The sequence below is a fragment of the Methanobrevibacter sp. genome (assembly GCF_017468685.1).
In the GTDB taxonomy this organism is placed as follows: domain Archaea; phylum Methanobacteriota; class Methanobacteria; order Methanobacteriales; family Methanobacteriaceae; genus Methanocatella.
In genome coordinates this window covers 21,246-33,739 of the sequence record NZ_JAFUHT010000005.1, presented here as the reverse complement: position 1 = coordinate 33,739, position 12,494 = coordinate 21,246, and the positions used below count along the sequence as shown (strand labels likewise).

General features: G+C 33.0%; 15 protein-coding genes and 1 tRNA gene. All 16 read left to right on the top strand.

Annotation, left to right across the window (positions count from 1 at the left end):
• Window positions 1–314: 314 nt before the first annotated feature.
• The 16 genes from aroA (at window position 315) to IJ258_RS00670 (ending at window position 12,492) form a co-directional block, all read left to right on the top strand.
• Complete coding sequence (aroA, locus tag IJ258_RS00745; protein WP_292801647.1) at window positions 315–1,637, top strand: 3-phosphoshikimate 1-carboxyvinyltransferase; 1,323 nt, start codon at window positions 315–317, stop codon at window positions 1,635–1,637.
• Window positions 1,630–2,259, top strand: a complete 630-nt coding sequence (gene nth, locus IJ258_RS00740; RefSeq protein WP_292801645.1) for an endonuclease III — start codon at window positions 1,630–1,632, stop codon at window positions 2,257–2,259. Before aroA ends, nth begins: the two co-directional genes overlap by 8 nt.
• Before the next feature lie 137 nt (window positions 2,260–2,396).
• A complete protein-coding gene (cysK, locus tag IJ258_RS00735) occupies window positions 2,397–3,344 on the top strand; it encodes a cysteine synthase A (RefSeq protein WP_292801643.1) in 948 nt (315 codons plus the stop codon).
• Window positions 3,345–3,404: 60 nt separating this feature from the next.
• Window positions 3,405–4,112: a serine O-acetyltransferase gene (gene cysE / locus IJ258_RS00730; protein WP_292801641.1), complete on the top strand. Its 708-nt coding sequence runs from the start codon at window positions 3,405–3,407 to the stop codon at window positions 4,110–4,112.
• An 11-nt stretch (window positions 4,113–4,123) separates the two neighbouring features.
• A complete protein-coding gene (locus IJ258_RS00725; protein WP_292801639.1) occupies window positions 4,124–4,504 on the top strand; it encodes a transcriptional regulator in 381 nt (126 codons plus the stop codon).
• A 71-nt stretch (window positions 4,505–4,575) separates the two neighbouring features.
• Window positions 4,576–4,646 (top strand) — tRNA-Cys (locus IJ258_RS00720).
• A gap of 32 nt (window positions 4,647–4,678) precedes the next feature.
• On the top strand, window positions 4,679–6,025 hold the full coding sequence (gene cysS / locus IJ258_RS00715) for a cysteine--tRNA ligase (protein ID WP_292801637.1): 1,347 nt from the start codon (window positions 4,679–4,681) through the stop codon (window positions 6,023–6,025).
• A gap of 266 nt (window positions 6,026–6,291) precedes the next feature.
• Window positions 6,292–6,882: a hypothetical protein gene (locus IJ258_RS00710; RefSeq protein ID WP_292801635.1), complete on the top strand. Its 591-nt coding sequence runs from the start codon at window positions 6,292–6,294 to the stop codon at window positions 6,880–6,882.
• Between the two features lie 2 nt (window positions 6,883–6,884).
• Entirely contained in the window at window positions 6,885–7,493 is a 609-nt protein-coding gene (locus IJ258_RS00705) for a hypothetical protein (protein ID WP_292801633.1), read from the top strand.
• A gap of 23 nt (window positions 7,494–7,516) precedes the next feature.
• Complete coding sequence (locus IJ258_RS00700; protein WP_292801631.1) at window positions 7,517–8,020, top strand: hypothetical protein; 504 nt, start codon at window positions 7,517–7,519, stop codon at window positions 8,018–8,020.
• Window positions 8,021–8,031: 11 nt separating this feature from the next.
• A complete protein-coding gene (locus IJ258_RS00695) occupies window positions 8,032–8,178 on the top strand; it encodes a hypothetical protein (protein ID WP_292801629.1) in 147 nt (48 codons plus the stop codon).
• A 360-nt stretch (window positions 8,179–8,538) separates the two neighbouring features.
• Complete coding sequence (locus IJ258_RS00690; RefSeq protein ID WP_292801627.1) at window positions 8,539–9,834, top strand: O-acetylhomoserine aminocarboxypropyltransferase/cysteine synthase family protein; 1,296 nt, start codon at window positions 8,539–8,541, stop codon at window positions 9,832–9,834.
• A 73-nt stretch (window positions 9,835–9,907) separates the two neighbouring features.
• Entirely contained in the window at window positions 9,908–11,092 is a 1,185-nt protein-coding gene (nifS, locus tag IJ258_RS00685; RefSeq protein ID WP_292801625.1) for a cysteine desulfurase NifS, read from the top strand.
• 14 nt (window positions 11,093–11,106) lie between these two features.
• Window positions 11,107–11,481 (top strand): Fe-S cluster assembly scaffold protein NifU, encoded by a 375-nt coding sequence (nifU, locus tag IJ258_RS00680; RefSeq protein WP_292801623.1) that lies wholly within the window; start codon window positions 11,107–11,109, stop codon window positions 11,479–11,481.
• A 64-nt stretch (window positions 11,482–11,545) separates the two neighbouring features.
• On the top strand, window positions 11,546–11,911 hold the full coding sequence (locus tag IJ258_RS00675; RefSeq protein ID WP_292801621.1) for a desulfoferrodoxin family protein: 366 nt from the start codon (window positions 11,546–11,548) through the stop codon (window positions 11,909–11,911).
• Window positions 11,912–11,991: 80 nt separating this feature from the next.
• Window positions 11,992–12,492: a hypothetical protein gene (locus IJ258_RS00670; protein ID WP_292801619.1), complete on the top strand. Its 501-nt coding sequence runs from the start codon at window positions 11,992–11,994 to the stop codon at window positions 12,490–12,492.
• The last annotated feature ends 2 nt before the right edge of the window (window positions 12,493–12,494 follow it).

The window sequence follows — 12,494 nt, the reverse complement described above, 5'->3', positions numbered from 1 at the left end:
TGGGTTAAATAACTATTTATCTTCTCACATATTTATAATTAACTACTTTTTAAAAAATTAAATTAAAAATCAGGAAATTTAAAAACAATAATAAAGAAAAAAATAAAAAAATTAGAAAAAATTATTTATTGGACGGTCTCATTTTTCATATTTTTTTATTTTTTAATTGCCTTTTTGGTAATGTCAATCTCATTTTTTAATTTTTTTGCATAAATTTATTTATCTAGTAATCAAAGATAAATATAGAAAAGTAATAGCAAATATTAAAGTAATAACAAATATTGATTAGTTAAATATCTTTTGGGTATGATAAAATGATTCTTAAGGTAAAAAATATTTCAGAAATTGGTGGAGTTGTTAAAGCGCCACCTTCAAAAAGTTACTCTCACAGAGCAGTGATATTAGCCAGTTTAGCAAAAGGAACATCAAAACTATATGATATGTTATACTCAGAGGACACTTTGGCTTCAATAAGAGTCTGCAAAGCACTTGGTGCTCAAATAACTCAAAAGGATGATTATCTGGAAGTCATAGGTACTGGGGGTAAGCTTCATAATTCAAGCAGTGATGCGATTGATTTGGCTAATTCAGGAACTACCTTAAGATTAATGACAAGCGTATCTGCCTTAAGTGACAATGAAGTCGTTTTAACCGGTGATGAATCTCTCCAGACTAGGCCGATGGGTCTTTTGATGGATGCATTATGGCCATTAGGTGTTGAAACAGAATCTTTAAATGATAATGAAAAAGCGCCAATTTTAATTAAGCCAGGTTATGTTGGCGGTGAAACCAATATCATGGGAAATGTCAGTTCACAATTTATATCATCAATTATAATTTCTTCACCATTGTCTGAAAAGGGCGTTACACTGTATGTGCTGCCGGAATTCAAGTCAAAGCCTTATGTTAATATGACTTTGGATATAATGAAAAAATTCGGTGTTAAAACAATTAAAGGATATTATTTAAAGCATGAAATCTGTGACAAACTTGAACAAAGCTGCAGAATTGATGAATTCATTGTCAGAAAACAGGATTATGTTGCCTGTGAGTATACTGTCGAGGGGGATTACTCTTCGGCATCATATCTTTTGGCTCTAGTTGCTATCAATGGGGGTAAGGCCAAAATTCAGAATCTGTTCTTTGATTCAAAGCAGGGGGATAAGTATATTTTGGATATCCTCCAGAAAATGGGCGCTACAATAATTCGTGGAGAAGATTATGTTGAAATAGTTTCAGATGGCAATCTTAAAGCTATTGATGTTAATTTGGCTAATGCGCCGGATTTATTGATTACTGTTGCAGTATTGGCGGCTATGGCTGAAGGAACAACTAATATAACTGGTGTTGCTCATGCACGTGTAAAGGAAACTGACAGGATTGATACTACTTGCAGGGAATTGGAGAAATTAGGCTGTAAACTAACTGAAAGAGAGGATGGAATGAGCATCACTGGTGGTGTAACATCTGGTGTTGTTGACTCTCACGGTGACCATCGTCTTGCAATGGCATTTAGCTTGATTGGCCTTAAGCATGATATTAAAATTACAAATGGGGAAGTTTTTGATGTGTCTTTCCCTAATTTCATTGAAAGCATGAAGGAATTAGGTTTCGAGTTGGAGTTAAAAAATGAATAAAGAGGAACGTGTAATTAGATTAATTGAAGAGTTGGAAGGTGTTTTTACAATAAGGACATTTCTTGACCATGATCCTTATAAAGTTTTAATCAGAACAATTCTGTCTCAGAGAACAAGAGATGAGAATACTGATCAGGCAACCAATAATCTTTTTGAAAAGTATCCTGATATTCATGCTGTTGTTGATGCTCCGATTGATGATGTTAAGGAATTGATAAGGCCTGCCGGTTTTTATAATGTCAAGGCAGCTCGTATTCAGGAGGTTTCACAGATTTTAATTGACCAGTATGGTGGTGAGGTTCCAGACACTGTTGAAGAGATGATTAAACTTCCGGGTGTTGGCCGTAAAACTGCTAATTGTGTTATGGTTTTTGCTTTTGAGCTTCCGGCAATTCCTGTTGATACTCATGTTCACAGAATTTCCAATCGTTTGGGTCTGGTTGATACCAAAAATCCGGAAGATACTGAATTGGAATTGTGTAAAATCGCTCCTGAGGATTTGTGGATTAAGTTAAATGATTTGATGGTTCAGTTTGGTCAAAATATCTGTAAACCGATTGGCCCTCAGTGTGAGATTTGTCCATGTACTGAAATTTGTGATTATTTTGCTGAAAATATATGATTTTTTTTAGTTTTACCAAAACATTTATAAAGTAAAACAATGTTATATAACAATAGTTATTATAACGAATGTTATATTAGCTGTTAAATAACCCTTTTAATATGCCTTTTATAAATAATAATATAGGAGAAAAAATCATGGCAAATATTCCAAAATTAAAAAGAGGAGTGCTTGACAGTATTACAGATGCTATCGGAAACACCCCTATTGTAAAATTAAATAATTTAACAAAAGAATTAGAAGCAGAAGTAGATGTAAAACTTGAATCATTCAACCCGACTGGAAGTGTAAAAGACAGAGTTGCTGTTGCAATGATCGAAGATGCAGAAGAAAAAGGTTTATTAAATCAAGATTCAATAATTATCGAACCAACAAGTGGTAACACTGGTATTGGACTTGCATTTGCAGCCGCTGCAAAAGGCTACAGATTAATTTTAACTATGCCTGAAACTATGTCCATTGAAAGAAGAAAATTCTTAAGTGTCCTTGGAGCAGAATTAGTTTTAACTCCTGGTGCAGATGGAATGGGTGGAGCAATTGCAAAAGCTAATGAACTTGCTGAAGAAAATGACAATTCAATTATTTTAGGTCAATTTGACAACCCTGCTAATGTAAAAATCCATTCTGAAACCACAGCTCAGGAAATATTAAGGGACACTGAAGGAAAAGTTGACATTGTAATCGGTGGTGTAGGTACTGGAGGAACAATCACAGGAATTGGTAAAGTCTTAAAAGAAGAAGTTCCTGATGTAAAAATTGTTGCAGTGGAACCAAAAGACTCACAAACCTTAGGAAAAGGTGAAAAAGGACCTCACAAAATCCAAGGTATCGGTGCAGGATTTGTACCGTCAATTTATGATGATAGCGTTATTGATGAAATTATTCCTGTTGCAAATGAAGATGCAGGAAACACTTTACTTGCACTTGCTCGTGAGGAAGGTATATTTTCAGGTATATCCTCTGGAGCAGCAACTTGGGCTGCATTGGATTTAGCTAAGAAAGAAGAAAATAAAGGTAAAAGAATAATAGCTATCTTACCGGACAATGGTGAAAGATATCTCTCAGTAGATTGGTTATTTGAATAAGTAAAAACTATATATACCATATGTTATAAAATTTAATCTATAACATACTCGAGGTTTATCATGTTCGATGGGTTGAGAAGTGAAATTAAAGCAATAAAAGAAAAAGATCCTGCAGCACGTTCAACATTGGAAATATTTCTGTGCTATCCTGGATTTTATGCTTTATTATTTCATAGACTTAGCCATTGGCTATGGAAACATTCATTTAAGCTTCTTGCACGTATAATATCTAACATTGCAAGATTCTTGACTGGAATTGAAATTCACCCGGGTGCAACATTTGGTAAACGCGTATTTATAGATCATGGTATGGGAGTTGTTGTTGGAGAAACAGCAATCGTGGGGGATGATGTTTTAATCTATCAGGGCGTAATTCTTGGTGGTACAAGTACAGAAAAAACAAAAAGACACCCTACAATTGAAAATGGAGTAATTATAGGTGCCGGTGCTAAGGTAATGGGTAACATCACAATTGGTGAATACTCAAAGATTGGTACAGGTGCAGTAGTCCTTAAGGATGTTCCTCCACAATCAACTTGTGTCGGCGTTCCGGGACGTATCGTAAGACGTAGAGGGGTACGCCCTGAAAAGGTTGACCTTGATCACAACAAGCTTCCAGACCCTGTTGCTGATGCAATCAGAACTCTCGAAAAACATCTTCAAGACAATGATAAAAGATTTGAGATCTTATTTGAAAAACATGAGATATGTTTGACTGAGGATATTCGGGATGAACAAGAAGATTTAGAGGATTTGTTTAAAAAATAGAAGGGATTTTTATGAAACCGCCTTGTGAAATCGTAGTTTGGTATGTAATACCTGCAATTCGATCAGAATTAGCAAAAGAATTATTGAATTTAGGTATGAAACAGAAAGATGTTTCAGAACTTATGGACATAACTCAGCCTGCTGTTTCTCAGTACATTACTGACAAACGTGGTAGTGGAATTAAACTTGATGAAAATGTCAGGCAAATGGTTAAAAACTTTGCAAAAGAATTGGCTGATGGAAAAGCCACCAAAGGACAATTAATTTCAAGAACCTGTGCTATCTGCAAGCATGTTGAAACAGTAGATGTTTTAAGACAACTAAATATTGATAAGTCTGAGCTTGGTGAAGACTGTGAGTCTTGTTTAGGTTCTGAATCTAGCAAGTGTTAAAAATATTGGAAAAAATAGTAAAGTATATAAACTATTAATTACCAATATTTTATTATCCTATTAATTTTAGTGGCAAGTTTACCGAGTGGCTAGGTGTGTGGCTGCAGACCATAATACGGGGGTTCAAGTCCCTCACTTGCCTTTTTTAATTACTATTTTTTTGAGGTTATTTTTATGGACGTTTATTCTACTTTAACTCGTAGTAAACAAACTTTTAAAACAATTAATAAAGATAGAGTTAACTTATTTGTTTGCGGACCAACTGTTTATGATGATGCTCATATTGGTCATGGAAGAACATACATTTCTTTTGATACAATAAAAAGATACTTGGAATATAAGGGATACGCAGTATTCTATATTCAAAATATCACAGACATTGATGATAAGATAATCAACAGATCAAAAGAAAGCGGAATTCCTGCACATGAGTTAGCCCGTAAGTTTGAAAAAAGATACAAAGAAGACATGCATAAATTAAATGTCAATGGTGTTAATTTATTCGCAAGAGCAACTGATCATGTTGATGAAATATTGGACCAAATTCAAAGATTAATTGATAAGGGTTTTGCTTATGAAACTGAAGATGGAGTATACTTCGAAATTGATAAATTCCCTGAGTTTGGAAAACTGTCAAACAGAAATATCGAAGAACTTGAATCTCACAGGGACATTGCAGAAACCACAAAGAAAAATCCGCAGGATTTTGCATTATGGAAAAAACGTGAAGGAGTAGATGAACCGACCTGGCCATCCCCATGGGGAGATGGAAGACCAGGATGGCACATTGAAGATACAGCAATCACTGAATACTACTTCGGACCGCAATATGATGCACACGGTGGAGGACTTGACTTAATATTCCCTCACCACGAAGCGGAAATCACACAAATGGAAGCGGTTTCAGGAAAAGCTCCAATGGTTGAATTCTGGCTGCACACAGGATTTTTAAACGTGAATGGAGAAAAAATGTCAAAATCTCTGAACAATTTCATCACAATCCGTGAATTACTTAAGGATTATGCAGCTGAAACTTTCAGGTTCTTTGTGCTTTCAACTCACTACAGAAGTCCGATTGACTTTTCAAAAGACTCTCTTCATCAGTCTGAAAGAAGCCTGGAGAGAATCAGAAAATACTATGAGCTTTTAGATGTTGAAGTCGGTGAAGAAAAATACGAATCTGATGTATTGGCACCTCATAAAGATGAATTCTTTAACAGCATGGATGATGATTTTAATACTCCGAAGGCTATTGCAGCAATATTCGGATTGATAAATGATACCAAAAATGAATTGGATAATTTATCTGCTGAAGATAAAATGGCTATTAAAGCATTTTTAAATGATGCAAGTCATATTTTCGGTGTAAGTTTTGAGACAGAAGAAGTCAATGCAGGTTCTGATGATTTGCTTGAATTGATTTCTGATGTAAGATCAGAGCTAAGAGCCAACAAGCAATATGATTTGTCCGATAAGATTCGTGATAACCTTCAAGGTTTAGGTTACGATATTAACGATTAAGAGATTTTATTCTCTTCTTTTTTTTATTTTTTATTATTTTTCAAGTTTTTTTTTAGAATTTAATGTAATTTATTTTTAACAATTATGACGAGTTTAAAACAATAATGATTTGAGCTTATTTTTTTATGAAATCATCTAAAAATTGTTCTAGACTCATATCACAAAATATATATTCTTAATTAATCTAATTACTCTTTACATGAAAATATTTTCAAAAAATATAAGTTTAAATTAAATTTATTTTTGAAAAAATTGGAGGAAAATAAATGTTTGGAGTATACTTGAATAAGAGATTAACTAAAAAAGAACAAGAACTTTTGAATTCACATCCTGATGATTATAATTGGTATTGCATAATCTCAAGGTGTATTTTTAAGGATTCTCGATGGTTCCAGGTTCGTGATGACATTGAACTTCCACAAGAGGATGATAACGGTTCTGTATTGATTTATGAAGGGGGTGACATTGTATATGTTAAAAGCATTGACGGTGAAATCACTGATGATGAAGTTGAATCAATTTCAAAAGCCTGTGAATTTTTATATGATAAATTCAACCGTCCAATTAAGGGATACATTCCATGCGCTCCATTTAAAGATATTAATGTTGATGTGGAAAGAAATGGCAAGGACATTACCCTGTTTTTCAGCTATATCAATGTAAATGATGGTGAAAAAATAATTGAAAGATTGGAAAACAAACTTAAAAACCATGAAAAGTTTTCTATTTCTGATTCTATTGATCACATGCTTCTTCCATATACCGGATATGCAAATAAAGAAGATTTTTACGAAAAATTGCATCATTATAATGAGTTAGTGGAAACATATGACTGTGAAGAAATTAAGGAGGTTTGAGAATGTTTGAGTATGAAAAGGAAAATTATGAAGTTAATAGCGAAGAGGATAAATCATATTATGAATTGATGTTTTGTAAAGTTTATGGGGTTTATTCTCCATTTGATGTTAATTGTGATGTCGAATTTCCAAAAAAAGGCCAGCTTGGTGGAACAGTTTTGAAATTTATTGGTGGAGGTGCGGCATACTTTAAAATTCAAAGGAAAATGCCAAGCAAAGAGGAAGTAAATGACATATTTGAAGTCTGTAAATTCTTGCAAAAATCATTTGGGGATTATGTAGTTGCAATAATACACTGTGAGCCACATATTGAAATTCGAGATATCGAAGTTCCTGGAAGTGAAAACATTAGCATTCATTTTGTTTCATCAAGAAAAAATAATGGTGAACGTGTTGTTGATGATTTGATTAAAAAGCTTGAAAATGACGAGAAGTTCACTGTTGATGACTATCTTCAAAAATGGATGCTTCCCTTCATGAGCCGTAAGGATGAAAGGGAGTTCCAGTCAAAATATTTAAGATTGTCTAAGTTATTTAAGGAAAAAAATTTAAAATCACCTTCTGTTGATCAATTATCCCGTTCAAATATGTTGATTAATAGAATATTTTGATTTTTTTCTTTTTAGGTGTTATTATGAATCGTGAAAAGTTGCTTTTGGAATTAGCTTTGCATCGGTATGATGAAGAGGTACAAAGAAATGAATCGATTGACAGTAAAAATAAATTGATGGTTGCATTTTTAGCGGTAATGTTAACAATTCAATGCACTATTCTTGTTAGACTAATTGAATTGGGTGCAATCATTTCTCCTCAGGAAATGGTTGTAATGTTGTTATTATTTATCATTTCATTTGTTTTGAATTTGTTTTCATTATTATTTTTCATATCAACATTGACCTATCTTGATAAACTGCAATCATCTCCTAAAATAGAGACTCTTATTTATTTCGGAATGAATAATATTTCTTTGAAATATATTTCTCATAATATAATTGCTAGTTTAAACAAATGTGTTAAAGATAATAAACTTATCATAAAAGAAAAAAGTTCTAAAGAGAAAAATGGACTTATGTTAATGAGAAGTGGATTGATAATTACAACAATATTTATATTATATGTTCTATTAATTATTATATGAGGTTGGATTCAATGTCTAATGAAAAATATAATAGTATTGAGATGGATGATGATTCTGGATGGTTTTCAGAGCCAAGTGTTGAATTTGTCATTGAACCTGATTATGAGAAAAAGGGAATTTTTGAAAGAATCAAATCTTTTTTCATGTTATTATTTTAATTTTTTTTTGAAAAAGTGATATTGGGTTGGGCTTTAGATGAAATTTTGAGAAATTCAGAGTCTTACTCTTTATTGTTAATTTTATTAATTCATTTAATTTTTTTTCAAAATTATAACAATGTTTATATACTAAAAATAACACATGTTATTTTATATAACAATGTTTTAATTCATTGTTATAATTTAAGTTTTGGTATTCCAAAACATTTATATATTAAAAATAACTATTGTTATATAGCATATATAACGCGTGATATATTTTTATTAAAAACTCGCACACACCCTATATTTAAACTATATAGCTAGTTTAAATAAATCACGTGCAATATGCAAATTTAAAAAAAATTAAGGTGATTATTAATGTCAGAAAAAAATTATAGATTAGCAACATTAGGTGTACGTGCAGGACAAACTCCAGACCCGGCGACAGGGGCTCAAGCTGTTCCTATTTATCAAACAACTTCATATGTATTTAAAGACTCAGATGAGGCTGCAAGAAGATTCGCCCTTCAAGAATTTGGACAAATTTACTCCAGATTAACAAACCCAACCAGTGATGTATTCGAAGCAAGAATTGCTGCTATCGAAGGCGGTAACTCCGGACTTGCAACATCAAGTGGTCTTGCAGCAATTACATATGCAATATTAAATGTAACAGAACCTGGAGACAACATTGTATCTGCAGACAACCTTTACGGTGGAACATACCAATTATTCAACTATACTTTCAAGGACTTAGCACGTGAAGTTAAGTTCGTTGACTCACAGGACTTAGAAGCTTTTGAAGCAGCAATCGATGAAAAAACCAAAGCAATTTATGTTGAATCAATTGGAAATCCAAAATTGGATGTACCTGACTTTGAAGCAATTGCAGAAATTGCACACTCACACGACATCCCATTGATTGTGGACAACATTGTCGGTGTAGGATTAGTAAGACCTCTAGATCATGGTGCAGATGTTATTGCAGCTTCTGCAACAAAATATGTTGGAGGACACGGTACTGCAATTGGAGGATATATCGTAGATTCAGGTAAATTCAACTGGGGTAACGGTAAATTTGCAAACTTCACAAAAGCAGATCCAAGTTACCATGGATTAGTATTTTGGGATGCATTTGGTGATGTACCAGAACTTGGAAACATTGCATTCACTGTAAGAGCAAGAGCAAGACTCTTAAGAGACTTAGGATCAACTCAAGCACCAGTACACAGCTTCATTTTCCTCCAAGGATTAGAAAGTCTTGATGTACGTGTAAAAAGACACTCTGAAAATGCACTTAAAGTAGCAAAATTCTTAGAGTCCCATCCTAAAGTTAAATGGGTAAGTTATCCTGGTTTAGAATCTCACCCAACTTACGAAATCAACAAAAAATACTTGAAAGACAACTTTGCAGGAATCTTAGGATTTGGAGTTGAAGGTGGAGAAGAAGCTGGAAGAAAAGTAATCGAAAAATTAGAATTATTCTCAATACTTGCAAACATCGGAGATGCAAAAAGCCTTGCAATCCACCCAGCAAGTACAACACATCAACAATTAACTCCGGAAGAACAGGAAGCAACTGGAGTAACACCTGACTTCATCAGATTATCCATTGGTTTGGAAGATGCTGATGATTTAATTGAGGATTTAACTCAAGCATTAGATAGTATCTAGTTACTATCTAATCACTTTAAATATTTATATTATAAATTTAAACTAAGATAAAAGACAATTGGGAGATAATGAAATGTATTTAGATAACTCAGCAACTACTCAAGTTAGCCAAGAAGTTTTTGAAGAAATGAAACCATATTTCACAGAAGAGTTCGGAAACCCTTCAACTCTTTACGGAATTGGTCGTGAATCAAAAAAAGCATTGGAATTGGCTCGTCAAAGAGTGGCAGATGCAATCAATGCAAAACCTGAAGAAATTATTTTCACAAGTGGAGGATCAGAATCTGATAACCTTGCTATTAAAGGTATTGCTTTTAAATTAGCTAAAAAAGGTAAACATATTATTACTACTAATATTGAACACCCTGCTGTTAAAAATACTTTAGGCTTTTTAGAATCATTAGATTTTAAAGTCACATACTTGCCAGTTAACGAAGAGGGAATAATCAGTATTGATGATTTAAAAGATGCAATCACTGATGAAACCATTTTAATAACTATTATGCATGCAAACAATGAAATCGGTACTATTCAACCAATTGAAGAAATCGGTAAGATTGCACGCGAAAAAGGCATTAAATTCCACACTGATGCTGTACAAAGTTTTGGTAAAATAGAAGTAGATGTTGAGAAATTGAATGTTGATTTACTTTCTTTATCTTCACATAAAATAAATGGTCCAAAAGGTGTTGGAGCATTATACATTAAAAAAGGAACTCGTGTAGTGCCACTTATTCATGGTGGTGGACAAGAAAGAGGGATCCGTTCTGGAACTGAAAATGTACCAGGTATTGTTGGATTTGGAAAAGCTTGCGAACTTGCAGTTGAAAACCTCGAAGAACATTACGAAAAACTATCAGCTATTCGTGATGAATTAATTGAAAAAGTATTAACAACCATTCCTGAAGCACATTTGAATGGTGACAAAGAAATCAGATTACCTAACTTAGTAAACTTCAGATTCAAGGCAATAGAAGGTGAATCATTAATTTTACTCTTAGATGCTAAAGGTTATCAGGCTTCAACAGGTTCAGCATGTTCATCAAATACTTTAGAGGCATCTCCAGTTTTAACTGCTTTAAATCTTGACCCAGTTGATGTTCATGGTTCTTTAAGAATATCACTTGCTCCTGAAAGTGATACTTTTGATATTGATGAATTTGTAAATATAATTGCAGAAGCAGTGACCAGATTAAGACAAATGTCACCGTTATGGAATCAAGAATTAGATTATAATAAAGTAGTAGGAAGAGAATAAAAGGAGTGTTTTATATGGATTATTCAGAAAAAGTAATGGATCACTTTGCAAACCCAAGAAACTGTAGAATGATGGAAGATGCAAATGGAGTAGGGACTGTAGGAAACCCAACATGTGGAGACTTGATGACAATTTACATTAAAGTTAATGATGATGAAGTTATTGAAGACATTTCATTTCAAACCTTCGGATGTGGGGCAGCAATCGCTACAAGCAGTATGATTACCGAAATTGCTGTTGGTAAAACTTTAGATGAAGCTTTACAAATCTCCCGTAATGATGTTGCTGAAGAATTGGATGGTCTTCCACCAATAAAAATGCACTGCTCAAACCTTGCAGCAGATGGCCTTCAGGCTGCTATTGAAAATTACAAAGAAAATAACCAATAGGAAACAATAATAATAAATACTTTAAAAACTAAAATAATTTTAATATTTCTAAGGAGATGTTATTATGGCAAAAATATTAAAATGTAACGAATGTGGAAGTATTATCCAAGTTTTAGCAGAAGGCGATGAAAACGTATGTAACGATCACATGTTAGAATTCCCTGTACAAACTGAAGGTGATAAAGCTCCTAAACACAAACCGGTAGTTGAAATCGATGGTAATACCGTATCTGTTAAAGTTGGAGAAGTTGCTCACCCGATGGATGACGACCATTACATTCAATTTATTATTGTTGAAGCTGGTGGAGAACAATACGCAAAATGCTTTAAACCTGGAGACGTTGCTGAAGCAACCTTCACAGTCAACTCAACTGATGATGTTAAAGCATTTGAGTTCTGTAACCAACATGGACTCTGGTCCAGTGAATAAGTTTAAAAATCATATTTTTTAAACTTTCTTAATTTTTTTTATAACAAATTTTAATAATATCTTTTTATATAATTTATAACGTGTCTAGTTATATTAAATTAATAATTTTTATTGTAGTTTTACTTTTGATATCCGTAGCTATTGTTTTTATTGATAGTTCTGTGGTAAATATTAATCATTCTATGCCTGCAATTAGTGATGGCATTGTACAGGGTGATAAAGATTACAATGAATCCGTTGAATTATTAAACGAGCGAAGCTTTGATGAAGCAAATCAAAAAGCGATTTCAGCTGGAGATAATTATAATAATAGTTTAAAGAAGCTGGAAAAGATTAGAGATAAATACAATAAGGATTTGCATGAAGTTCACAAAGACTACATTGACACTACTATTGATGAATTAAATCTCAAATTAAAGGCTGTTGATGAGCTTAAGGAGGCCATCTATTATTTGAGAATGTATTATAATTACACTGGATCAACTCATGGAACTGAAGCTAATGATATAATGCAGGATGCTGTAAACTATCAAAATGAAAGAAACGAAATTGTTCTAGAGAATCCAAAATTATTCACTTAATG

Excerpts from the sequence above, each read along its gene's own strand:
- aroA (WP_292801647.1), top strand. The coding sequence starts at position 315 with ATGATTCTTAAGGTAAAAAATATTTCAGAAATTGGTGGAGTTGTTAAA.
- nth (WP_292801645.1), top strand. The coding sequence starts at position 1,630 with ATGAATAAAGAGGAACGTGTAATTAGATTAATTGAAGAGTTGGAAGGT.
- cysK (WP_292801643.1), top strand. The coding sequence starts at position 2,397 with ATGGCAAATATTCCAAAATTAAAAAGAGGAGTGCTTGACAGTATTACA.
- cysE (WP_292801641.1), top strand. The coding sequence starts at position 3,405 with ATGTTCGATGGGTTGAGAAGTGAAATTAAAGCAATAAAAGAAAAAGAT.
- IJ258_RS00725 (WP_292801639.1), top strand. The coding sequence starts at position 4,124 with ATGAAACCGCCTTGTGAAATCGTAGTTTGGTATGTAATACCTGCAATT.
- cysS (WP_292801637.1), top strand. The coding sequence starts at position 4,679 with ATGGACGTTTATTCTACTTTAACTCGTAGTAAACAAACTTTTAAAACA.
- IJ258_RS00710 (WP_292801635.1), top strand. The coding sequence starts at position 6,292 with ATGTTTGGAGTATACTTGAATAAGAGATTAACTAAAAAAGAACAAGAA.
- IJ258_RS00705 (WP_292801633.1), top strand. The coding sequence starts at position 6,885 with ATGTTTGAGTATGAAAAGGAAAATTATGAAGTTAATAGCGAAGAGGAT.
- IJ258_RS00700 (WP_292801631.1), top strand. The coding sequence starts at position 7,517 with ATGAATCGTGAAAAGTTGCTTTTGGAATTAGCTTTGCATCGGTATGAT.
- IJ258_RS00695 (WP_292801629.1), top strand. The coding sequence starts at position 8,032 with ATGTCTAATGAAAAATATAATAGTATTGAGATGGATGATGATTCTGGA.
- IJ258_RS00690 (WP_292801627.1), top strand. The coding sequence starts at position 8,539 with ATGTCAGAAAAAAATTATAGATTAGCAACATTAGGTGTACGTGCAGGA.
- nifS (WP_292801625.1), top strand. The coding sequence starts at position 9,908 with ATGTATTTAGATAACTCAGCAACTACTCAAGTTAGCCAAGAAGTTTTT.
- nifU (WP_292801623.1), top strand. The coding sequence starts at position 11,107 with ATGGATTATTCAGAAAAAGTAATGGATCACTTTGCAAACCCAAGAAAC.
- IJ258_RS00675 (WP_292801621.1), top strand. The coding sequence starts at position 11,546 with ATGGCAAAAATATTAAAATGTAACGAATGTGGAAGTATTATCCAAGTT.